The organism is Blastococcus sp. URHD0036, assembly GCF_000701365.1.
In the GTDB taxonomy this organism is placed as follows: domain Bacteria; phylum Actinomycetota; class Actinomycetes; order Mycobacteriales; family Geodermatophilaceae; genus Trujillonella.
Window position 1 is genome coordinate 1 of sequence record NZ_JNIK01000005.1, and the last position, 20,214, is coordinate 20,214.

A 20,214-nucleotide genomic window follows, 5' to 3' on the forward strand; every position below is an offset into this window, starting at 1 on the left:
CTGCCGATCCTGCCGCAGATCCCGATCTTCATCGCGCTGTTCCACGTGCTGCGCCGGCTGCAGCCGGGCGCCGAGGGGCTGTACAGCTGGTCCTATGAGCTGACGCAGCAGGCGGCGACGGCGAAGCTGTTCGGGGCACCGATCTCCGCGTCGTTCACGATGAAGGGGGACAAGCGCGAGGCGATCCTCGCGATCCCCGGCGTGACGTTGACCAGCATCCACGTGGTCGCGCTGACGTTGATGATCATCATGTGCATCACGACGTTCACGACGCAGCGTCAGATCATGAAGCGGTCGGGGCCGGTCGAGGGCCAGGCCGCGATGATCCAGAAGCTGATGCTTTACGGCATGCCGGTCAGCCTCTTCGTGACCGGGTTCTTCTTCCCGATCGGCGTGCTCCTGTACTGGTTCACGAACAACCTGTGGACCCTGGGCCAGCAGTTCTACATCCTGCGGAAGATGCCTCCGCCCGGCGCCGCTGCCAGGGGCGCTGAGCCTGCCGGCCCCACCGGCCCGCGGTCGACGCCGCCGTCGCGAGCGCCGAGGCCGGGGCAGAAGCCGATCCGCACCAGGCCCCCTCGGACGCGGCCGGCGGAGGGGCAGGCGTGAGCCACCTCGGCGTCGGCCGGCCCGACGTCCACCGCGGGCCATCACGCTGCAGCGCTGCTGTCACGCTGCACCGCGACAGCGGCGCTGCCGGGTGACACCGACGGTCCAGGCGCCGGGCGCCTGGCGTGCCGCGGCTAGTTGACGCTGGTGGGGCCGGCGAACCGCTGCAGCGGGGCGGGCACCGCACCGATCGTCTCCAGCAGCGTCAGCTCCCGGCGCAGCAGCCGCGACTCGGTGGCCAGCCGGCGGCGGGTCGCGGACTCGGCGAGCAGGGCCTGCCGGTCCTCGGTGGTGAGCAGCGCCGCCGACGCGACCAGGTAGGACAGCGCCGTCGGGTCGTCGCCCACGGCCGCCATCAGCGCGGCGCTCTCCTCGTCGCTGCCCATGGCCTCGACCGGGTCGTCGTCGCCCACGCGCAGCGCGCCGACGGCCGCCACGTACCGGGCGAACAGGTCGCCGACGTTGCGCACGAGGACGTCCATGCTTCCCCGGGCGACCGAGCTGACCAGCTCGTCGAGGCCGGCGGCGGCCGCCTCGTCCGGTGGGCCCAGGGGCACCTCGCCGGGCAGGCCGACCATGCCCTCGGCGTCGCCGGCGGCCTCCTCGGCCGCCTCCTCCTCGGCCAGCCACTCCACCTCGGCCTGCAGGTACGGCGGGTCGTCGCCGACCAGGACGTCGAGCAGCCGGAACCGGTCGCCGCCCACGGTGGCGACGTGGAACCCGCCGTCGGACAGCGGCCGGACCGACTGCAGCCGGGCGGTGCACCCGATGTCGTAGAGCGCCTCGGCCGGGGCCACGCGCTCGACCTCCCAGCCCTGCCGGATGGCGACGACGCCGAAGAAGCCGGGCGTCCGCTCCTCGGCGCGCTGCACCAGCAGGTCGCGCATCAGGCGGCGGTACCGGGGCTCGAAGATGCGGAGGGGCAGGACGACCCCGGGGAACAGGGGCGTCCCGAGAGGGAAGAGCGGGATGACCTGGCCCACGGGACGAGCGTAGGGCCCCGGGGCGGCGGTCCCGGCCGCGGCTACCCTGGGTGGTCGCCGTCCCCTTGCCCGAAGCCCCAGCCCGCTCCCGGAGGCATCCCCGTGCTCAGCCGCATCGACCTGCGCGGATCCGCGCTGCCCGGGGTGCGCGAGCTCTCCGGTCTGCTGCCCCGCGCCGCCACCGACATCGACTCGGTGCTGACCACGGTCCGCCCGCTGTGCGAGGACGTGCGGGTGCGCGGCGCGCAGGCCGTCCGGGAGATCACCGCCCGGCTGGACGGCGTGGACGCCGAGGACTTCGCGGTGCCGCCCGCCGCGATCACCGAGGCCCTGGCCACCATCGACCCGGCCGTGCGCGCCGCGCTGGAGGAGGCGATCGCCCGCGTCCGCCGGGTGCACGCCGACCAGGCCCGGACCGACGTCACCACCCAGGTCGTCCGCGGCGGCACCGTCACCGAGCGCTGGGTGCCGGTCCGGCGGGTGGGCCTCTACGTGCCCGGCGGGCTGGCGCCGCTGCTGTCGAGCGTGGTCATGAACGTCGTCCCGGCGCAGATCGCCGGCGTCGAGTCCATCGCCGTCGCCTCGCCGCCGCAGCGCGACAACGGCGGGCTGCCCGACCCGGGGGTCCTGGCGGCCTGCGCGCTGCTGGGCGTCACCGAGGTGTACGCCGTCGGCGGGGCCCAGGCGATCGCCGTCTTCGGGTACGGCGCCGGGTCCTGCGAGCCGGTCGACATGGTCACCGGCCCGGGCAACGTCTACGTGACGGCGGCCAAGCGGCTGCTGCGCGGGCTGATCGGCATCGACTCCGAGGCCGGCCCCACCGAGGTGGCGATCCTCGCCGACGAGACCGCCGACCCGGTGCACGTCGCCGCCGACCTGATCAGCCAGGCCGAGCACGACCCGCTGGCCGGCGCGGTGCTGGTCACCGACAGCGAGGAGCTGGCCGACGCCGTCCTGGCCCTGGTGCCCGCCCAGGTCGCGGCCACGAAGCACTCCGACCGCATCAGCACGGCCCTCCACGGCAACCAGTCGGGAATCGTCCTCGTCGACGACGTCGACGCGGGCCTGCGCGTGGTCGATGCCTACGCCGCCGAGCACCTGGAGATCCAGACCCGCGACGCCCGCGCGGTCGCCGCGCGGGTGCGCAATGCCGGCGCGGTCTTCGTCGGTGCCTGGTCGCCGGTCTCCCTGGGCGACTACTGCGCCGGCTCCAACCACGTACTGCCCACCGGCGGCTGCGCGCGGCACTCCAGCGGCCTGAGCGTGCAGACGTTCCTGCGCGGCATCCACGTCGTCGAGTACGACGAGCAGGCGCTCGCCGAGGTCGCCGGGCACATCGACGCCCTCGCCGGCGCCGAGGACCTCCCCGCGCACGCGGCGGCGGTGCGGGCCCGACAGCGCGCATGACCTCACTCGACGACCTGCCGCTGCGGCCGGAGCTGCGCGGGAAGACCCCCTACGGGGCTCCGCAGCTGCAGGTCACCCACCGGCTCAACACCAACGAGAACCCCTATCCGCTGCCGCCGGAGCTGCTCGCCGACCTCGGCGTGGCGCTGGCCGAGGCGTCGGCGGAGCTCAACCGGTACCCGGACCGCGACGCCGTCGCGCTGCGCGCCGACCTCGCGACCTACCTGACGCGGACGGCGGGGGAGCGGATCGGCCCCGACCAGGTGTGGGCGGCCAACGGCTCCAACGAGGTGCTGCAGCAGATCCTGCAGGCCTTCGGCGGAGCCGGACGGACGGCGCTGGGCTTCACGCCGTCCTACTCGATGCACCCGATCATCAGCGCCGGCACCGGCACGGCCTGGATCGACGGGCACCGCCGCGCCGACTTCACCATCGACGTGGACGCCGCGGCCGCCCAGGTGCGCGACCTGCGCCCCGACGTCGTCTTCGTGACCAGCCCCAACAACCCGACCGGCACTGCGGTCGACCTCGCCACGATCGAGGTCCTCTACGAGGCCACGTCCGGGGTGCTCGTCGTCGACGAGGCCTACGCCGAGTTCGCCCGCGCCGGCACGCCGTCGGCGCTGAGCCTGCTGCCCGGCCGGCCGCGGCTGGTCGTCAGCCGGACGATGAGCAAGGCGTTCGGGATGGCCGGGCTGCGGCTGGGCTACCTGGCCGCCGACCCGGCCGTCGTCGACGCCCTGCAGCTGGTCCGGCTGCCGTACCACCTGTCGGCGCTGACCCAGGCGGCCGCGCGGGCCGCGCTGGCCCACACCGACGCGCTGCTGGCCACCGTCGACGCGGTCAAGGCCGAGCGCGACCGGATCGTCGCGTCGTTGCCGGAGCTGGGTCTGACCAGCGTGCCGAGCGACGCGAACTTCGTGCTGTTCGGCCGTTTCGCCGACGCCCCCGCCGCCTGGCAGGCCATGCTGGACCGCGACGTGCTCGTGCGCGACGTCGGCATCCCCGGCTGGCTGCGGGTCACCGCCGGCACCCCCGCCGAGACCGAGGCCTTCCTCACCGCCCTGGGTGAGGTGGCGCCCGCCCACCGCCTGGGAGACTGATCGTCATGAACCGCACCGCACGAGTGGAGCGCGCCACCAGCGAGACCAAGCTGGTGGTCGAGGTCGACCTCGACGGCACCGGCGCCAGCTCGATCAGCACCGGCGTCGGGTTCTACGACCACATGCTCACCGCGCTGAGCAAGCACAGCGGCGTCGACATCCGGGTGCAGGCCGACGGCGACCTGCACATCGACGCCCACCACACGGTGGAGGACGTCGCCATCGCCCTGGGCCAGGCCTTCGCCGAGGCGCTGGGCGACAAGAAGGGCATCACCCGCTACGGCGACGCCCTGATCCCTATGGACGAGGTGCTCGTCCAGGCCGCCGTCGACCTCTCCGGCCGGCCGTACTTCGTGCACGCCGAGCCCGAGAACATGACGCCGATGATCGGGCCGGACTACCCGACGTCGCTGACGAAGCACGTGCTGGAGACCTTCGCGTTCAACGCGCGGATCACCCTGCACGTGCGGGTGCTCTACGCCGGCCGGGACGCCCACCACATCGTCGAGGGCCAGTTCAAGGCCCTGGCCCGGGCGCTGCGCACCGCGCTCGCCCTCGACGGGCGCAGCGGCATCCCCTCGACCAAGGGCGCTCTGTAGCCGCGTGAACTCCGGCATCCTGCTGCTCGTCCTCGGGGGTTTCCTGATCGGCGGTGCCTGGAGCATCTGGAAGGCGGACTCGGACACCGCCGGACGGACGGGTCCGCAGATCGTCTTCGCGGTCGTCCTGCTCCTCGCCGCCCTCCTGGCCACCGCGGCGGGCATCCTCCGCCTGGTGTGACCGAGGAACGGTTCCTCGAGGTCGTCCTCGCCGATCCGTCCGTGCGGGCGGTGCTCGAGCGGGCGCCGGCACTCGGCGTCGGCGACTGGTGGCTGACCGCCGGCGTGCTGTTCCAGACCGTGTGGAACGACCTCACCGGCCGGCCGCCGGGCACCGGGATCAAGGACGCCGACCTCTTCTACTTCGACCCCGACACCTCCTGGGACGCCGAGGACGCGGTCATCCGCCGCGGCGCCGAGCTGTTCGCCGGACTGCCCGTGCCCGTCGAGATCCGCAACGAGGCGCGGGTGCACCTCTGGTACGCCGAACGCTTCGGCGTCCCGGCCCCGGCGTTCCGCGACTGCGCCGACGCCATCGACCACTTCGCCGCGGTCTGCTGCTGCGTCGGGGTGACCGTGCAGGACGGCCGCCTCCGCGTGTACGCGCCGCACGGGTTCGACGACCTGTTCGGCCTTGTCGTCCGGCCCAACCGGCGGCTGGCCACCCGCGAGGCCTACGAGACCAAGGCGGCGCGCTGGAGCTCGGTGTGGCCGGAGCTCACCGTCCTGCCCTACGACGCCTGACCCGGGAATCCCCGCGGCCCTCCGGTCGCTGGTCAGTACCGTGGCAGGCGTGAAGAAGAAGGTCGTCGTCCTCGACTACGGGTCGGGCAACCTGCGCTCGGCCGAGCGCGCGCTGGCCCGGGTGGGCGCCGACGTGACCGTCACCGCCGACCGGCAGGCCGCCCTCGACGCCGACGGCCTGATGGTCCCGGGCGTCGGCGCCTTCGCCGCCTGCATGGACGGGCTCCGCGCCGTCGACGGTCCCACGCTCATCGGCCGTCGCCTGGCCGGGAGCCGGCCGGTGCTCGGCGTCTGCGTCGGCATGCAGATCCTCTTCGAGAAGGGCGTCGAGCACGGCCACGACGCCGAGGGCTGCGGCGAGTGGCCCGGCGTCGTGGAGCCGCTGCAGGCGCCGGTGCTGCCGCACATGGGCTGGAACACCGTCGAGGCGCCGGAGGACTCGGTGATCTTCGACGGCCTGGCCGACCAGCGCTTCTACTTCGTGCACTCCTACGGCGTCCGCGACTTCACCCTCGGTCAGGACCCGACCTCGCGGTTGGCGCCGCCGACGGTGACCTGGGCCGAGCACGGCGACCGGTTCGTGGCCGGGGTGGAGAACGCCGCGCTGTCGGCGACCCAGTTCCACCCGGAGAAGAGCGGCGACGCCGGTGCCCAACTGCTCACCAACTGGCTCGCCACGCTCTGATCACTGGAGCGGGAACGGCGACTGCAGCCACCACGGCGCGTCGACCACCTCCACCCGCACCACCCACTTGACCCACCAGAAACCGCGGCGCCCCGGCGCGACCAGGCGCACCGGGGCGCCGTGGCCCGGCGACAACGGCCGCCCGGCCGCGTGCGTTGCCAGCAGCAGGTGCGCGGTGTCGGAGAGCGGCAGCCGGCGCCGGTAGCCGGTGGCCGAGACGACGTCGACGCTGCCGCCGTCGGGGAGACCTCTGGGCAGGGCGCCGGCCAGGAGGCGGTCCAGCCGGACCCCGCGCCAGTCCTGCGCGGCGTACCAGCCACCGGTGCAGTCGAGCGTGGCACGCACCTCGTCGCCGCGGTCCAGCTCGTCGGCGTCGAGCCGGACCCGCGAGTCGCCCCACACCACCTCGAGCGCGGAGGCGCGGTCGTCCGGCACCGCGTCGCCGATCCACTGGGTGACGGGCATGGCCGTGGGGTCGTCGGTGCCACGCTCGTGCGAGCCGGTCGACCGCCGCCGCCCGCCGGGCGCGCCGGTCAGCCGCAGCAGCCCCTCGAGGCCGCCCCACAGGGCCACGGCGCCGAGCCCCAGGGCGCCGGTCCGCAGCAGCTCCCGGCGTCCGAGGTCGGTCCGGCGGGGACGTTGGCGCGCGCCCACCACGTGGACGGCGAGCAGCGCCGCCCCCACGATCGCCGCGGCGACGTGCACCTGGAGCGCGGCGACGCCACCCAGCACCGGCCACGGCCCGGGCAGCCCGACGGCGTGCAGCACGCCGGTCAGCACGGTCAGCGCGACCGTGAACCCCAGGGCGATCGCGACGCCCGGGTCGCGGCGGGTGTGCATGGCGCGCCGTCGTCCCCGCCGGACGACGACGGTCTTCCACGGCACGAGCAGCAGCAGCCCCAGCCCGGCGGCCCCGTGGGCGGCGGCGACGAGCGTGGTCGCCGGCGCGGTGCCGACCGTGTAGCCGAGGACCCCCGTGCCGCCGGCCACGAGGAGGAGCAGGAGCAGCCCGAGGTTGGTCCGCCGGCCTGCCCGGCGGGGGAGCCGGAGCTCCGGGAGGGCCATGTCCGGAGTGTCCTCCGGCTGTGGGGGCGGCGGTGCCGTCAGCCGGCCGGTGACGGATCCAGCCGGAACAGGGCACGGTCGTCGTAGGCCGTCGCCCACAGCGTTCCCGCCGCCAGGACGACGTCCCCGCCGGACGTGGCGTCCGGCCACGTGTAGCCGGCCACGGGCTGGCCGTCCTCGGCGTCGAGGGCCACCAGGAAGTGCTGGGCGCTGCGGACCCACACCACGCCGTCGCCCGCGGCCAGGCCTCCGTCGGCGCCGCTGCCGAACGGGGCGGTGACCTCCACCTGCCCGCTCACCGGGTCGATGCGCGACGTCGTCGAGCCACCGCTCACCCACACCTGGTCGGTGACGGCGGCCACCGCCGGCCCGTCGAGCCCGCCGACGCGGAGGTCGACCGCCGCGGTGGCCGGGTCGATCCGCAGCGCGGCACCGTCCGGCGCGCTGACCGCCCAGAGCCCGGCCGGGCCGGCGGCGAGGTCGCTGCCGCGCGCGCCGAGCGCGACGGTCGACGTGACCGCACCGGTCGCCGGGTCGAGGCCGAGCAGCGTGCTCCCGTTCCCGGTCAGCACCCAGAGCAGGCCGGCGGCGGTCACCAGGTGGCCCTGGCTGTACGTCTTGCCGACCGGGAACGTGGCGTCGACGGCGCCCGTGTCCGGGTCGATCCGGACGACGTCGGTCCCCGAGCAGGACCACGCGTAGCCGAGGCCGGCGCCGATGCCCTGGCAGAGGTCCACGTCCCGGCCGCGCTCGAGCTTGGCCGTCGCCCGGGTCTGCCCCGTTCTCGGGTCCAGCCGGAGCGCCTGCCCGCCGTCGAGCCTGACCCACACGGCCTCGCCGTCGGCGGCCAGCCAGTCGGGGCTCGGCAGCGCGACGACGGCGTCGTCCGGCACCGGGAACACCGGGTAGTGCTCCGGTGCGGTGGACGCGGCCACGGCAGCGCCCACGTCCGGCGTGCGGGCAGCGGCCGTCGCAGGTGCTGCCTCGGACGACGTCGCGTCGTCCGTGCAGGCAGCGACGGTCAGGAGAGCGCAGAACAGCGGGACCACCGGACGGATGCGCATGACGCCTCCCGAGGCGGGTGATCGCGCGGCCGCGCCAGTGTCGCGACAGGCCGTCCCCCTGGACAGGGCCGAAGGGCGGCGCTCCCCGCTGGGCCCGACCGCTCGACGGGTTCGGGAACCGCCCCGGCTCGCCGGACGTCCTAGGCCCATGGGTCGTCGCCTCGCTCTGACCGCAGCGCTGTGCCTGACCCTGGCGGCCTGCACCGACGACCTCGTCCCCCCGGCGAGCGCGGATCGCGACGACTCGCCCTCCTGGTACGGGGGACGGTCGGAGCTGCCGAGCTGCGGGATCGACGAGCCGCACGTCGACGGCTATCGCCGGGTGGAGGCGCGGAACTGCTTCCGGGCCGCCGTCGAGGCCGACCGCCCCGCCGAGCTGAGCACCCTGCAGTACGGCGACGAGGGCGAGTCCGTCCGGGCGCACTTCCGCGTGCTCGGCGACGGCCGCTACGAGATCGTCGCCGAGCAGTTGCCCGGCTCCCTCGACCCGTCCGGTCCCCAGGGATGGGTCCGGTACGAGTGCACGCACTTCCTCTTCATCGACGACCCCGGCGCCGAGCTCCTGGGCCAACCGGAGATGAACCACGGCGGCGAGTGCACGCAGGTCGAGTACGTCGAGGGCTGACCGGTCACCACCGGCCGCGGTGCACGACCTCCTCGACGCCGCGGCGGCCGCGCTTCAGCGACGGTGAGCGGCGGTCCTGCTCGCCGGGGTAGCCGACGGCCACGACGCCCACGGGCCGGTGCGTGGCGGGCACCCCGAACGCCTCGCGCAGCGCGGCGACCCGCTCGGCCGGGACGCCGAAGAAGCAGGCCGCCAGGCCCTCGTCGACCGCGGTCAGCAGCATGAGCAGCGAGGCCATCCCGGTGTCGACGTCCCAGTACGGCACCGGCCAACGGGCCTCGTCGCGGTCGGTCCAGCCCTTGTCGGGCTCGGCGTACCGGTCCAGGTAGGCGCTCTTGTCGCTGAACGGGACGACGAGCAGCGGCGCGCGGCGCATGCGGGTCAGCCAGCCATCCGGCGTGCCCTCGCCGGTCGTGGCCGCCCAGAACGCAGCGCGCTCCTCCTCGGTCTCCAGCACCAGGAACGCCCAGCCCTGGCTGAAACCCGCGGACGGCGCCCGGATCGCGTGCGCCAGCAGCCGCTCGCGGACCTCCGGCGGCACCGGCCGGTCCGGGTCGTAGTCGCGGACCATGCGACGGCGGCGGACGACGTCGGCGAACTCCACGCCCGCACCCTGTCACGCCCCGCGCGCGACGCCGCCCGGGCGCCGGGGCGAGACTCGGTGCCAGGACACCCCACCAGCGCAGACGAGGAGCCATCCCCATGGCAGGACGAGTCCAGGGCAAGGTCGCCTTCATCACCGGAGCCGGCCGCGGGCAGGGGCGGGCGCACGCCGTCCGCCTGGCGGGCGAGGGGGCCGACGTCGTCGCCCTGGACATCGGTGCCCCGCTGCCCGACATCCGGTACCAGCAGCCGACGCGGGAGGACCTGGAGGAGACCGTCCGCCAGGTCGAGGCGCTGGACCGGCGGATCGTGCCGGTCTACGCCGACGTGCGTGACCTCGACGGCATGCGCAGCCAGGTCGACGCCGCCGTGGCCGAGCTCGGCGGGCTGGACGTCGTCGTGGCCAACGCCGGCATCTGCACCCCCACCGCGTGGGACTCGGTCACCCCGGAGCAGTTCCAGAACACCCTCGACATCAACGTCACCGGGGTCTGGAACACCGTCATGGTCGGCGCCCCCCACCTGGTGGCGCGCGGCGGCGGCTCGGTGATCATCACCAGCTCGGCGGCCGGGCTGAAGGTGCAGCCGTTCATGGTCCACTACACGACCAGCAAGTTCGCCGTCCGCGGGATGGCCAAGGCGTTCGCGACCGAGCTCGCGCGGCACAACGTGCGGGTCAACAGCGTGCACCCGACCGGGGTGGCCACCCCGATGGGCACCGGCGACATGCAGGAGGTGCTCGGCGAGGCGATGGCGACCGACCAGCGGCTGGGCGCGATGTTCATGAACATGCTGCCGGTGGACACCACCCAGCCGGAGGACGTCGCCGACGCCGTCCTGTTCCTCGCCTCGGACGAGAGCCGGTTCGTCACCGCGCACGAACTGGCGGTCGACGCAGGCGTCACCCAGATGTAGCCCGGGGACGCCGGCGGCGGGGAGAGGGGGCCGACCTAGGCTGTCGGCCGTGCCGAAGCTGCAGCTGCTCCCCGCCGTCGACGTCGCCGATGGCCAGGCCGTGCGCCTGGTCCAGGGCGAGGCCGGCAGCGAGACCTCGTACGGCGACCCGCTCGAGGCGGCCATGACGTGGCAGCGCGACGGCGCCGAGTGGGTCCACCTCGTCGACCTCGACGCCGCGTTCGGCCGGGGTAGCAACCGCGAGCTGCTGGCCCGCGTGGTCGGCGAGCTCGACGTCGACGTGGAGCTCTCCGGCGGCATCCGCGACGACGAGTCGCTGACCGCGGCACTCGCCACCGGCTGCCGCCGTGTCAACCTCGGCACCGCGGCGCTGGAGTCGCCCGAGTGGTGCGCCCGGGCCATCGCCGAGCACGGCGACCGCATCGCCGTCGGCCTCGACGTGCGGGGCACCCGGCTGGCCGCCCGCGGCTGGACCCGCGAGGGCGGCGAGCTCTACGAGACCCTCGCCCGCCTCGACGCCGAGGGCTGCGCCCGGTACGTGGTCACCGACATCACCAAGGACGGCACCCTGCGCGGGCCGAACCTGGACCTCCTGCGCGAGGTCTGCGCCGCCACCCCGAAGCCGGTGATCGCGTCGGGCGGGGTCAGCTCGCTCGACGACATCCGCGCGCTGGCCGGCCTGGCCGCGATCGGCGTCGAGGGCGCGATCGTCGGAAAGGCGCTGTACGCGGGGGCGTTCACCCTGCCCGAGGCGCTGCGGGTCACCTCCGGGGAGAACGACGGAGCGCAGGCGTGACGGTCCTGAACCTCGGCTCCACGAACCCCTGGGAGCCGGTGGTCGGGTACAGCCGGATCGTCGTCCGCGGCGACACCGCCTGGGTCAGTGGGACGACGGCGACCGTGGACGGCGCCGTGGTCCACCCCGGGGACGCCGCCGCGCAGACCCGCCAGGTCCTGGCCACCATCTCGACGTCCCTGGAGCGGGCCGGGTTCACCCTCGCCGACGTCGTCCGCACCCGGATCTACGTGACCGACATCGGCCGCTGGGAGGACGTCGGGCGGGTGCACGGGGAGTTCTTCGGCGACATCCGCCCGGCCGCCACCATGGTCGAGGTCTCCCGCCTGATCGACCCGGAGATGCTGGTCGAGATCGAGGCCGACGCGGTCCGGGAGGGCGCCGCGTGAGCCTGGCCGTGCGGGTGATCCCGTGCCTGGACGTCGACGCCGGCCGGGTGGTCAAGGGCGTGAACTTCGTCGACCTGCGCGACGCCGGCGACCCCGTGGAGATGGCCCGCGTCTACGACGCCGAGGGCGCCGACGAGCTGACCTTCCTCGACATCACCGCCAGCTCGGGGGACCGCGAGACCACCTACGACGTCGTCCGCCGGACCGCGGAGAGCGTCTTCATCCCGCTCACCGTCGGCGGGGGTGTCCGCAGCGCCGACGACGTCGACCGGCTGCTGCGCAACGGCGCGGACAAGGTCGCCGTCAACACCGCGGCCGTGGCCCGGCCGGAGCTGATCAGCGAGATCGCCGACCGGTTCGGCAACCAGGTCCTCGTGCTCTCCCTCGACGCCCGGCGCTGCCAGGACGGCGCCGTGACCGACTCCGGGTTCGAGATCACCACCCACGGCGGGCGCCGCGGCACCGGTCGCGATGCCGTCGAGTGGGTCGTGGAGGCGGCGCGGCTGGGCGTCGGCGAGGTGCTGCTGAACTCCATGGACGCCGACGGCACCCTGGCCGGCTTCGACCTCGACCTGATCCGGGCCGTGCGCCGCGAGGTGACCGTGCCGGTGATCGCCAGCGGGGGAGCGGGCGAGGTGTCGCACTTCGCGCCCGCGGTCGAGGCCGGTGCCGACGCGGTGCTCGCCGCCAGCGTCTTCCACTTCGGGAAGATGCGGATCGGCGAGGTCAAGTCCGCCCTCGCCGGCGCCGGCGTCCCGGTCCGCGCCGAGTCCGACCACCCGCTGCCGTAGCGGAGTGCAGGAGCGCAGGAATCCTGCGCTCCTGCACTCCGTCTAGCTGACCTCGACCCGGGCGGCGTCGCGGCGGCCGGACGTCCAGAGCAGCAGCTCCATCGGGTCGCCGGCGAGCGTCGGACCGCCCTTGCCGATCTTCTTCTCCACGCCCGGCACGTCGGTGCGGCGCAGCGTCACCCCACCGCGGACGCGACGGGCGAAGAGGGTCGCGGTCCGCCACAGCAGGTCGCGGTCGGCGCGGGACAGCTCGCGCGGCTCCCAGGCGGGCTGGGCGCGGCGCACGTCCTCGTGGTGGATGGCGTACTCGCCCCCGTTGACCAGGTTGCCGAAGCCGGGCAGCCCCATCGGCGTCCAGACCGGCGCGCCCTCACGCACCTGCGCGAGCACGTCGGCGTAGGGCGTCGAGATGCGCTTCTGCTCCTCCAGCCGGGCGGAGTGGGCGTGCAGCCGCCGGCCGATGGGGAGCGCCTCCAGGGCGTAGCCGGGGCCCGCGTCGGGACGGCGGTCGCGGACGACGAGGTGCGCGGCCAGGTGCGCCGTCGTCCACCCCTCGCAGCAGGTGGGGGCGTCGGGGCCGACCTCGGCGAGCAGGTCGGCCAGGGCGGCGCGTTCGCGCACGGCGAGCGGGGCGGCAGGGGAGGACGTCACCGCGCGAGGTCTACCAGGCCCCGGCCCGGAATGCAGCGGCCCTACTGGCGTTGAGCGGTTAGCGTGCCTAAGGAGACGCGCGAGTGTCGCCGTTGAACGACCCGAGGAGAGCCGTGTCCCGCCGCCGAGACGCCGTGGTGCGGCGCGGTTTCCGCCACATCGGGCGCGCCATCCGCGAGCAACCGCACATGTTCGCCCTGGCCGTCGCCGCGAGCAGCCTCTACGGCGGCATGACCGTGGCCAGCGCGTACGTGATCGGCGAGATCACCGACCGTGTCGTGCTGCCCGCCTTCGACGAGGGCGCGACCACCGGTGCCGCCCTCGCCCTGTCCGCCGCCGCCATCCTCGGGGTCGCGCTGCTGAAGATCGTCGGCATCCTCGGCCGCCGGCTCTTCGCCGGGATCATGGGCTACCGGCTGCAGGCCGACTACCGTCGCCGGGTGACCGGCCAGTACCTGCGGCTGCCGCTGGCCTGGCACCAGCAGCACCCGACCGGGCAGCTGCTGTCCAACGCCAACTCCGACGTCGAGGCGGCCTGGTTCTTCGTCTCGCCGCTGCCGTTCGCCGTCGGCGCGGTCGTGATGATCGGGATCACCGTCGTCGCGCTGCTCCTGACCGACCCCCTGCTGGCCGTCATCGGGCTGGTCGTGTTCCCGGCCGTCTTCCTCGTCAACGTCGTCTACTCGCAGGTCATGAGCCCGCGGATGCAGCGCGCCCAGCAGTTGCGCGCCGAGGTCAGCGAGGTCGCGCACGAGAGCTTCGACGCCGCGCTCGTCGTCAAGACGCTCGGCCGCGAGGACGTCGAGACCGAGCGCTTCGCTGCCAAGACCACCGAGCTCCGCGACGGGCTGGTCGCCGTCGGCCGGGTCCGCGGCCTGTTCGACCCGATCATGGAGGCGCTGCCCAACCTGGGCACGCTCGCGGTGCTCCTGGTCGGCGCGGGCCGGGTGGCCGACGGCGCGACCGACGCCGGTGAGCTCGTCTCCATCGCCTACCTGTTCACCCTCCTGGCGCTGCCCATCCGCGCCATCGGCTGGGTGCTCGCCGACCTGCCGCGGGCACTGGCCGGCTTCGACCGGGTCACGCCGGTGCTCTCGGCGACGGGCGAGACGCCCTACGGCACCGAGGCCGCCGTGGCGACCGGTGGCGGAGCGGTGCTCGGCCTGGAGGGCGTCGGCTACGCGTTCGACGGCGCCGGCCGGCCGACGCTCTCCGACGTCACGTTCGACGTCCCTGCCGGCAGCACCGTGGCCGTCGTCGGGCCCACCGGCTCGGGCAAGTCGACGCTGGCCGGGCTGCTGGTCCGGCTGGTCGACCCGGTCGACGGCGCCGTCCTGCTCGACGGGGTGGACGTGCGCCGGCTGCGCGAGGGCGCGGTCAGCGGCCAGGCCGCCTTCGTCGCGCAGGGCACGTTCCTCTTCGACGACACCGTGCGCGGCAACGTCACCCTCGGCGGGGACTTCTCCGACGACGAGGTGCGCGCCGCCCTGCGCACCGCCGCGGCCGACGACTTCGTCGACCGGCTGCCCGAGGGCCTGGACACCCGCGTCGGCGAGCGCGGCGCCACCCTGTCCGGCGGCCAGCGGCAGCGGATCGCCCTCGCCCGCGCCGTCGTCCGCCGGCCGCGGCTGCTCGTGATGGACGACGCCACGAGCGCCGTCGACCCGTCCGTGGAGGCGCGGATCCTCGACGCCCTCCGGGACACCGACCCGCCCGCGACCGTGGTGGTCGTCGCCTACCGGCAGGCCACCATCGCCCTGGCCGACGAGGTCGTCTGGCTCGAGGGCGGCCGCGTGCTGGCCCGCGGCAGCCACGAGGAGCTGCTCGCCGCGGTGCCCGGCTACGCGGCCCTGGTGCGCGCCTACGCCCAGGACGAGGTCGCGGCATGACCACCGCCGAGATCGAGGACCGCTCCGAGGGCGCGCTCGCCACCTTGCGCCGCGGCCTGCGGATGATGCCGGAGTTCCGCCGCGGCCTGCCCGCGACGTTCGCGCTCGCGCTGATGGCCACCGCCGGCCGGGTCGTCGTGCCGATCGCCGTCCAGCAGGTCATCGACCGCGGTCTGACCGGCTCCGACGGGCCGGACCTCGACCTGGTCCGGAACCTGGTCGCCGTCTGCGCCGTCGTGGTCGTGCTGACCGGCTTCGCGGTCTACCGGATGAACGTCCGGCTCTTCCGCACCACCGAGACGGCGCTGGCCGGCCTGCGCACCCGCGCCTTCCGGCACGTGCACGACCTGTCGGTGCTGCACCAGCAGGGCCAGCGCCGCGGATCGCTGGTCTCCCGGGTGACCAGCGACGTCGACCAGCTGTCGACGTTCATGCAGTGGGGCGGCGTGCTCGGCGTGATCAGCGTCGGGCAGCTGCTCGTCGCGACGGTCGTGATGTTCGTGTACTCGTGGCAGCTCACCCTGCTCGTGCTGGCCTGCTTCGTGCCGCTGGCCTACGCCGTGCGCTTCTTCGCCCGCCGGCTCGCCGTGGTCTACGGCGTGGTCCGGGAGCGGGTCGGCGACGTGCTCGCCGCGGTGTCCGAATCGGTCGTCGGCGCCTCCACGGTGCGCGCCTACGGCGTCCGGGAGCGCACCGCGGCCCGCATCGACGCGGCCATCGACCGGCACTACCGGGCCCAGGTCGAGGCCCAGAAGACGACGGCGGCGGTCTTCGTCAGCGGTGAGTTCGTCGCCTCGCTGGCCAACGCCGCGGTCATCGTCGTCGGGGTGTGGCTGGGCCTCGCCGGCGACATCACGGCCGGCACCCTGATCGCCTTCCTCTTCCTCGTGACGCTGTTCGTCGCGCCGGTGCAGACCGCCAGCGAGGTGCTCAACGAGGCGCAGAACGCCGTCGCCGGCTTCCGCCGCGTGCTCGACGTCCTCGACACCGAGCCCGACGTCCGCGACCCGGCGCTGGAGGGGGCGGCGCGCGAGCTGCCCGAGGGGCCGCTCGGCGTGCGGTTCGAGGACGTCGGTTTCCGCTACGCCCCGGGCGCCCGCCCGGCGCTCACCGGCGTCGACCTGGAGCTCGCGCCGCGCCGGCGGGTGGCGATCGTGGGCGAGACCGGCTCGGGGAAGACGACCTTCGCCAAGCTGGTCACCCGGCTGATGGACCCCACCGAGGGGCGCCTGCTGCTCGGCTCCCGGCAGGGCGGCTGGGTCCCGCTCGACGAGGTGGCGTTCGCCTCGCTCCGCCGCCGGGTCGTCATGGTCCCGCAGGACGGCTACCTGTTCGACGCGAGCATCGCGGCCAACGTCCGCTACGGCCGGCCCGGGATCTCCGACGCGGAGGTGGTCGCCGCCCTCACCGACCTCGGCCTCGGCGACTGGCTGGCCGGGCTCGCCGACGGCGTGGACACGCCGGTCGGCCAGCGGGGGGAGTCGCTGTCGGCGGGGGAGCGGCAGCTCGTGGCCATCGCCCGCGCCTACGTGGCCGACCCCGACCTCCTGGTGCTCGACGAGGCGACCAGTGCGGTCGACCCGGCCACCGAGCGGCGGCTGACCGAGGCGCTGGACCGGCTGACCAGCGGCCGGACGACCCTGACCATCGCCCACCGGCTCTCCACCGCCGAGCGGGCCGACGAGGTGCTCGTCGTCGACGCCGGCTCCGTGGTGCAGCGCGGCAGCCACGACGAGCTGGTCGACGTCGACGGTCCCTACGCCCGGCTGCACGCCTCCTGGCGCCGTTCCTCGAGCGGGCAGGCCGAGCCGGTCGGCTGAGCGGGGCCGACGGGCCCCGGCGCGGCTAGCCTGCGGCTGTGCCGTTCCGCAGCGCCTCCGCCGACCGCCCGAGCGGCTTCCTGCCCGGGCTGGGCGGGGGGCGCGTGCCGTGGACGGCGGTGACCGCGATGGTCTGCGCCGCGGTCGCCGTCATCCCCCTGCTGCTGATGGCCGTGCTGCTGTTCGCCGTCGGCGGGCTGAGCCCCGACGCCGCGCGCGAGGCCTGGGTGTGGGTGGTCTTCCTGGCACCGGTCGTCCAGTTCGTCGCCGCGATGCTGCTGGTCACCCGGCGCGGTTGGCTGCCCCTGGTGCTGGCCGTGCTCCCGTCGGCGCTCCTCACCTGGGCCGTCTACGCGGCCGCCCGGGACGAGGGCGACGCGGTCGGCGTCGGGCCGCTGCTCATCGTGTTCTTCCCGCTGCTGGCTGCCGGGTTCGCCGCCGCTCCGCCCACGCGCCGGTGGCTCGCCGCCCGGCCCGGACGGGCCCGCGCCACCGCCTGACCGGTTCCCAGTTGCCGTCCAGCCGGCCGTCCTACGCTCCCCGCCATGCCGTCCGCGCCACGACGCTCGCCCCGTGCCGCACCGGTCCGGTCCGGCGTACGGCCGGCCGCGCCGCACCCGCTGGCCCGCGGGGTCGCCGGTCGCCCGGTGCCGCGGGAGCGCCCGCTCACCCTGCCGTTCGCCGTCGTCTTCGCCGGGTTGGTGGCCGCCGAGGAGCTGTACCTCGGCTGGCTGCTGTGGGAGCCGGACCCGGGCTGGCACTGGTACGTGTTCGTCGCGGCCGCGCTGGCGGCGTGGACCGTCGGAGGGGCGGTCCTGGTCTGGCAGGGCCGGCCGCGCGCCTGGCTGGTGCTGACCGGCGCCGGCACGCTGCCGCTCCTGCTCCTCGTCGGGCTCGCGGTCCTCTTCGGAGCGCTGGGCGGCGGCGAGGCGCTGTGGTGGGCGCTGCTCATGCTGGCCGGCCCCCTGGGGTGCCTCGTCCTGACCGCCGGACGGCCGATCCGGGAGTGGACCGCCCCGCGGCGCGGAGCGTCGACCCCGTCGCGCACCCGGCGCAGCAGCGGCGCCGGTTAGCGTGCCCCCGTGACCGACACAGACGTCGTGGTGGTGGGGGCGGGCCTCGCCGGCCTGGTGGCGACCGCGGAGCTCGCCGACGCGGGCAGGCGCGTCGTGCTGGTGGACCAGGAGCCGGAGGCCTCCTTCGGCGGTCAGGCGTGGTGGTCCTTCGGCGGGCTGTTCCTCGTCGACTCCCCGGAGCAGCGCCGCCTGCGGGTGCACGACTCCCTGGAGCTCGCCCGCCAGGACTGGTTCGGCACCGCGGCCTTCGACCGTCCCGAGGACCACTGGCCGCGCCAGTGGGCGGAGGCGTACCTGCAGTTCGCGGCGGGGGAGAAGCGCTCCTGGCTGCGCTCGCAGGGGATCGGCTTCTTCCCGGTGGTCGGCTGGGCCGAGCGCGGCGGCTACACCGCGACGGGGCACGGCAACTCGGTGCCGCGCTTCCACATCGTCTGGGGCACCGGTCCCGGCATCGTCGAGCCCTTCGCCCGGCGGGTCCGGGAGGCGGTCGACCGGGGCCTGGTGGAGCTGCGCTTCCGGCACCGGGTCGGCGAGCTGGTCGTCAGCGACGGCGCGGTGACCGGCGTGCGCGGCGCGGTGCTCGAGCCCAGTGACGTCGCCCGCGGCGAGGCGAGCTCCCGCGTCGAGCTGGAGCCGTTCGAGATCGGTGCGCAGGCCGTCGTCGTCACCTCGGGCGGCATCGGCGGCAACCACGAGCTGGTCCGCCGCAACTGGCCCGAGCGGCTGGGCCCGGTGCCGCAGCGGTTGCTCTCCGGCGTCCCCGCGCACGTGGACGGGCACATGCTCGAGGCGACCGAGGCCGCCGGTGCCCACCTGATCAACCGCGACCGGATGTGGCACTACACCGAGGGGATCGCCAACCACTCCCCGGTCTGGGCGCGGCACGGCATCCGGATCCTGCCCGGACCGTCCTCGCTCTGGCTCGACGCCACCGGCAAGCGGCTCCCGGTACCGCTGTTCCCCGGCTTCGACACCCTCGGCACGCTCGCCCACATCGGGCAGACCGGTCACGAGCACACCTGGTTCGTCGCGACGGAGAAGATCGTCGAGAAGGAGTTCGCGCTCTCGGGCTCGGAGCAGAACCCCGACCTCACCGGCAAGGACGTCAAGCTCCTCCTCAACCGCGTGAAGTCCGGTGTCTCCGGGCCGGTGCAGGCGTTCCTGGACCGCGGCGAGGACTTCGTGGTCGCCCGCACGCTGCCGGAACTGGTCGCCGGGATGAACCGGATCACCGGCGGTCAGCCGGAGGTCCCGCTGGCCCGGGTCGAGGAGGAGGTCGTCGCCCGCGACCGCGAGATCGCCCACCCCTTCACCAAGGACCTGCAGATCACCGCCATCCGGGGCGCCCGCAACTACCTGGGCGACAAGCTGATCCGGGTGGCCCCGCCGCACCGGCTGCTCGACCCCGAGGCCGGGCCGCTGATCGCCGTCCGCCTCAACCTGCTCACGCGGAAGACCCTCGGCGGACTGGAGACCGACCTCTCCGGGCGGGTGCTGCGCCCCGGCGGGGACGCGTTCCCCGGCCTGTACGCCGCGGGCGAGGTCGCCGGCTTCGGTGGCGGCGGCATGCACGGCTACCGCTCGCTGGAGGGCACCTTCCTCGGCGGCTGCCTGTTCTCCGGTCGCACGGCGGGCCGCGCGCTGGCGGCCGAGCTGTGAGCCGGCGGACGACGACGTGACCGCTCCCCGCGACCCCTGGTCGGACCCGGAGACCCCCACCGAGGAGGGCGTCCCGTACAGCGGCCCGCCGGCATACGGCACCGCGCCCTACCCGGGGTACGGCGCACCCGGCTACGCCCAGCCCGGGTACGTCCAGCCCGGGTACGCCCAGCCCGGACACCCGCAGCCCGGCTACGGCTGGCCGCAGCCGGCGTACGGGGCCCCTGGCGGCTGGCCCGTGCCGCTCCGGGGTCCCCGGCGGCCCGGCCAGGTCGTCACCGCGGCCGTGCTGGCCCTCGTGCAGGCCGCGCTGGTCGCCTTCACCTCGGCCTACCTGCTGCTGTTCGCCTCCGTGCTCGGGATCGACATCGACACCGACGGCGTCATCGACCCGCGCGCCGCCGCCATCTCCGACGAGGCGCAGGTGCTCGCCTGGGTGCAGTTCGCCTCGGTGGTCGCCCTGCTCGCCGCCGGCGTGCTCGCGCTGAACCGCCGCGACCGGGGCACCGGCCTGGCGCTGATGGCCGCGCTCGGCCTGCAGCTGCTGCTCGCCCTCTACTGGGTGGTGCGCATCGTCGGCGTGCTCGAGGACATCCCGGGGCCCGACGACGCCGTCCCGGTGCTGGTGTTCGGCGCGCTCGTCTTCGCGGCCGGACCCGCCGTCGGGATGGGACTGCTGGTCGCGCGCTCGTCGCGGGAGTGGTTCGGCACCGGCTCGGGGTGACGCCGGTGTCCTCGCCC

The 20,214-nt window shown here is 74.8% G+C and carries 23 protein-coding genes; 18 read left to right on the forward strand and 5 right to left on the reverse strand.

Annotated elements, in window-relative coordinates; genetic code table 11:
- On the forward strand, window positions 1–609 hold a 609-nt coding region (gene yidC / locus N555_RS0104730; protein WP_034508882.1), incomplete at its 5' end, for a membrane protein insertase YidC.
- Between the two features lie 134 nt (window positions 610–743).
- Here the strand turns inward: yidC and N555_RS0104735 are convergent.
- A complete protein-coding gene (locus tag N555_RS0104735; protein WP_029430352.1) occupies window positions 744–1,592 on the reverse strand; it encodes an LON peptidase substrate-binding domain-containing protein in 849 nt (282 codons plus the stop codon).
- 102 nt (window positions 1,593–1,694) lie between these two features.
- Between N555_RS0104735 and hisD the strand changes: the two genes are divergently transcribed.
- The 6 genes from hisD to hisH are packed head-to-tail and all read left to right on the forward strand — an operon-like array spanning window position 1,695 to window position 6,130.
- Complete coding sequence (gene hisD, locus N555_RS0104740) at window positions 1,695–2,999, forward strand: histidinol dehydrogenase (RefSeq protein ID WP_029430353.1); 1,305 nt, start codon at window positions 1,695–1,697, stop codon at window positions 2,997–2,999.
- On the forward strand, window positions 2,996–4,102 hold the full coding sequence (locus N555_RS0104745; RefSeq protein WP_029430354.1) for a histidinol-phosphate transaminase: 1,107 nt from the start codon (window positions 2,996–2,998) through the stop codon (window positions 4,100–4,102). The genes hisD and N555_RS0104745 overlap by 4 nt, the downstream gene beginning before the upstream one ends.
- A 5-nt stretch (window positions 4,103–4,107) precedes the next feature.
- Window positions 4,108–4,701 (forward strand): imidazoleglycerol-phosphate dehydratase HisB, encoded by a 594-nt coding sequence (gene hisB / locus N555_RS0104750; protein WP_029430355.1) that lies wholly within the window; start codon window positions 4,108–4,110, stop codon window positions 4,699–4,701.
- Between the two features lie 4 nt (window positions 4,702–4,705).
- Complete coding sequence (locus N555_RS28190; protein WP_197028903.1) at window positions 4,706–4,882, forward strand: hypothetical protein; 177 nt, start codon at window positions 4,706–4,708, stop codon at window positions 4,880–4,882.
- The gene (locus N555_RS0104760; RefSeq protein WP_029430356.1) at window positions 4,879–5,445 is read left to right on the forward strand and encodes a nucleotidyltransferase family protein; all 567 of its coding nucleotides are present in this window, start codon (window positions 4,879–4,881) and stop codon (window positions 5,443–5,445) included. The genes N555_RS28190 and N555_RS0104760 overlap by 4 nt, the downstream gene beginning before the upstream one ends.
- Window positions 5,446–5,494: 49 nt before the next feature.
- Complete coding sequence (gene hisH, locus N555_RS0104765) at window positions 5,495–6,130, forward strand: imidazole glycerol phosphate synthase subunit HisH (protein ID WP_034508884.1); 636 nt, start codon at window positions 5,495–5,497, stop codon at window positions 6,128–6,130.
- Here hisH and N555_RS0104770 read toward each other — a convergent pair whose 3' ends face one another.
- Window positions 6,131–7,195 carry a molybdopterin-dependent oxidoreductase gene (locus tag N555_RS0104770; protein WP_051683756.1) on the reverse strand — a complete coding sequence of 355 codons (1,065 nt, stop codon included), beginning with the start codon at window positions 7,193–7,195 and terminating at the stop codon, window positions 6,131–6,133. It abuts the gene before it with no gap.
- A gap of 38 nt (window positions 7,196–7,233) precedes the next feature.
- The gene (locus N555_RS0104775; protein ID WP_029430359.1) at window positions 7,234–8,259 is read right to left on the reverse strand and encodes an NHL repeat-containing protein; all 1,026 of its coding nucleotides are present in this window, start codon (window positions 8,257–8,259) and stop codon (window positions 7,234–7,236) included.
- Between the two features lie 148 nt (window positions 8,260–8,407).
- On the opposite strand from N555_RS0104775, the gene N555_RS0104780 reads away from it, so the two are divergent.
- Window positions 8,408–8,884 carry a hypothetical protein gene (locus tag N555_RS0104780; RefSeq protein ID WP_029430360.1) on the forward strand — a complete coding sequence of 159 codons (477 nt, stop codon included), beginning with the start codon at window positions 8,408–8,410 and terminating at the stop codon, window positions 8,882–8,884.
- 4 nt (window positions 8,885–8,888) lie between these two features.
- Here the strand turns inward: N555_RS0104780 and N555_RS0104785 are convergent, their stop codons facing one another.
- A complete protein-coding gene (locus tag N555_RS0104785; protein ID WP_029430361.1) occupies window positions 8,889–9,488 on the reverse strand; it encodes a nitroreductase family protein in 600 nt (199 codons plus the stop codon).
- A 98-nt stretch (window positions 9,489–9,586) separates the two neighbouring features.
- Between N555_RS0104785 and N555_RS0104790 the strand changes: the two genes are divergently transcribed.
- From N555_RS0104790 to hisF, 4 genes are read left to right on the forward strand one after another with little or no spacing between them, the layout of a single operon-like run.
- Complete coding sequence (locus N555_RS0104790; protein WP_029430362.1) at window positions 9,587–10,402, forward strand: mycofactocin-coupled SDR family oxidoreductase; 816 nt, start codon at window positions 9,587–9,589, stop codon at window positions 10,400–10,402.
- Window positions 10,403–10,451: 49 nt separating this feature from the next.
- Complete coding sequence (priA, locus tag N555_RS0104795) at window positions 10,452–11,198, forward strand: bifunctional 1-(5-phosphoribosyl)-5-((5-phosphoribosylamino)methylideneamino)imidazole-4-carboxamide isomerase/phosphoribosylanthranilate isomerase PriA (protein ID WP_029430363.1); 747 nt, start codon at window positions 10,452–10,454, stop codon at window positions 11,196–11,198.
- On the forward strand, window positions 11,195–11,587 hold the full coding sequence (locus tag N555_RS0104800; RefSeq protein WP_029430364.1) for a RidA family protein: 393 nt from the start codon (window positions 11,195–11,197) through the stop codon (window positions 11,585–11,587). The genes priA and N555_RS0104800 overlap by 4 nt, the downstream gene beginning before the upstream one ends.
- Window positions 11,584–12,378, forward strand: a complete 795-nt coding sequence (gene hisF, locus N555_RS0104805) for an imidazole glycerol phosphate synthase subunit HisF (RefSeq protein WP_029430365.1) — start codon at window positions 11,584–11,586, stop codon at window positions 12,376–12,378. The genes N555_RS0104800 and hisF overlap by 4 nt, the downstream gene beginning before the upstream one ends.
- 42 nt (window positions 12,379–12,420) lie before the next feature.
- Here the strand turns inward: hisF and N555_RS0104810 are convergent, their stop codons facing one another.
- A complete protein-coding gene (locus N555_RS0104810) occupies window positions 12,421–13,029 on the reverse strand; it encodes a TIGR03085 family metal-binding protein (protein WP_051683757.1) in 609 nt (202 codons plus the stop codon).
- A gap of 113 nt (window positions 13,030–13,142) precedes the next feature.
- On the opposite strand from N555_RS0104810, the gene N555_RS0104815 reads away from it, so the two are divergent.
- From N555_RS0104815 to N555_RS29060, 6 genes are read left to right on the forward strand one after another with little or no spacing between them, the layout of a single operon-like run.
- Entirely contained in the window at window positions 13,143–14,918 is a 1,776-nt protein-coding gene (locus tag N555_RS0104815; protein ID WP_029430367.1) for an ABC transporter ATP-binding protein, read from the forward strand.
- Window positions 14,915–16,738, forward strand: a complete 1,824-nt coding sequence (locus N555_RS0104820) for an ABC transporter ATP-binding protein (protein ID WP_029430368.1) — start codon at window positions 14,915–14,917, stop codon at window positions 16,736–16,738. The genes N555_RS0104815 and N555_RS0104820 overlap by 4 nt, the downstream gene beginning before the upstream one ends.
- A 38-nt stretch (window positions 16,739–16,776) precedes the next feature.
- The gene (locus N555_RS0104825) at window positions 16,777–17,238 is read left to right on the forward strand and encodes a hypothetical protein (protein WP_029430369.1); all 462 of its coding nucleotides are present in this window, start codon (window positions 16,777–16,779) and stop codon (window positions 17,236–17,238) included.
- Between the two features lie 45 nt (window positions 17,239–17,283).
- Window positions 17,284–17,811, forward strand: a complete 528-nt coding sequence (locus N555_RS0104830; protein WP_156036191.1) for a hypothetical protein — start codon at window positions 17,284–17,286, stop codon at window positions 17,809–17,811.
- 9 nt (window positions 17,812–17,820) lie between these two features.
- Window positions 17,821–19,473 carry an FAD-binding dehydrogenase gene (locus N555_RS0104835; protein ID WP_029430371.1) on the forward strand — a complete coding sequence of 551 codons (1,653 nt, stop codon included), beginning with the start codon at window positions 17,821–17,823 and terminating at the stop codon, window positions 19,471–19,473.
- Between the two features lie 16 nt (window positions 19,474–19,489).
- Window positions 19,490–20,197 carry a chromosomal replication initiator protein DnaA gene (locus N555_RS29060; protein ID WP_051683759.1) on the forward strand — a complete coding sequence of 236 codons (708 nt, stop codon included), beginning with the start codon at window positions 19,490–19,492 and terminating at the stop codon, window positions 20,195–20,197.
- The last annotated feature ends 17 nt before the right edge of the window (window positions 20,198–20,214 follow it).

Coding starts and splice junctions, on each gene's coding strand:
- N555_RS0104770 (WP_051683756.1), bottom strand. CDS start 7,195: ATGGCCCTCCCGGAGCTCCGGCTCCCCCGCCGGGCAGGCCGGCGGACC.
- N555_RS0104775 (WP_029430359.1), bottom strand. CDS start 8,259: ATGCGCATCCGTCCGGTGGTCCCGCTGTTCTGCGCTCTCCTGACCGTC.
- hisB (WP_029430355.1), top strand. CDS start 4,108: ATGAACCGCACCGCACGAGTGGAGCGCGCCACCAGCGAGACCAAGCTG.
- N555_RS0104790 (WP_029430362.1), top strand. CDS start 9,587: ATGGCAGGACGAGTCCAGGGCAAGGTCGCCTTCATCACCGGAGCCGGC.
- N555_RS0104820 (WP_029430368.1), top strand. CDS start 14,915: ATGACCACCGCCGAGATCGAGGACCGCTCCGAGGGCGCGCTCGCCACC.
- N555_RS0104830 (WP_156036191.1), top strand. CDS start 17,284: ATGCCGTCCGCGCCACGACGCTCGCCCCGTGCCGCACCGGTCCGGTCC.
- N555_RS0104745 (WP_029430354.1), top strand. CDS start 2,996: ATGACCTCACTCGACGACCTGCCGCTGCGGCCGGAGCTGCGCGGGAAG.
- N555_RS0104780 (WP_029430360.1), top strand. CDS start 8,408: ATGGGTCGTCGCCTCGCTCTGACCGCAGCGCTGTGCCTGACCCTGGCG.